The organism is Gillisia hiemivivida, from assembly GCF_007997295.1.
Taxonomy (GTDB): domain Bacteria; phylum Bacteroidota; class Bacteroidia; order Flavobacteriales; family Flavobacteriaceae; genus Gillisia; species Gillisia hiemivivida.
The window spans coordinates 1-893 of record NZ_VORY01000050.1 but is presented as its reverse complement, the minus strand read 5'-3'; the positions used below and the strand labels follow the sequence as shown (position 1 = coordinate 893).

General features: G+C 41.5%; 1 protein-coding gene. It reads left to right on the top strand.

Annotated elements, in window-relative coordinates:
- The coding region (locus ES724_RS16410) for an IS4 family transposase (protein ID WP_146935072.1) at positions 1 to 893 on the top strand (893 nt) is incomplete at both ends.

Genomic DNA, 893 nt, shown 5'->3' with positions numbered 1-893 from the left:
CCCTTAGAGTTCAAATCAAAGCATGAAAGACAGTACGGTAAACTGCCCATAGAAGAAAAAGAATCCTATAAATGGATAGAGGTGTCCAAAAACACACAGGCCTCACTACGGGACGTGGTAGAGGGAATGGTGATCATACAAGATAGAGAAGGGGATATTTACGAACAGTTTGCAATCATACCAGATGCACAAACAGATCTGTTGATAAGAGCCCGTGTGGATAGAACATTGGCAGATAGGTCAAAATTATTCAGTTGCCTGGAAGATCAACCCTGTCAAGGATTTTATGAGGTACAGGTGGATGCCTGTGCAAAGACCAAAAGAAAAAAAAGGACGGCAAAAATTGAAATCAGATATAAAGAGGTGGAGCTCAAAAGAACCAGCGCAACAAGCAAAGGAGTGGCATCCAGCATAAAACTATATCTGGTAGAGGCCAAAGAGGCGGACTATACTGGCCCCGATAAAATATGCCGGAGGCTCTTGACAACCTTGCCTATACAGACAATAGAAATGGCAGAAATGTGCGTGGAATGGTATAAGTGGAGATGGACAATAGAAGAGGTGTTCAAAATATTAAAAAAAGAGGGTTACAATGTTGAGGCGTCAGAGCTGGAGTATGGGTCATCGGTAAGAAAACTAAGCTTATTGATAATGGAGGTCGTCATCAAACTGTTCCTAATGCGGCTAGCGTATGCAGAACCAGAAAGAGAGATGAGCGCCGATAGCTGTTTTACAGAAGAAGAGCAAGAGTTTTTAGAGCACCAAATAAAAAGTCTGGAAGGTAAAACAGAGAAACAAAAAAACCACTATAAGAAAAAAGAGCTAAAAAGATATGTTTGGGCGATAGCTAGACTTGGTGGTTGGAAAGGGTATGAAAGCAAAAGACATCCAGG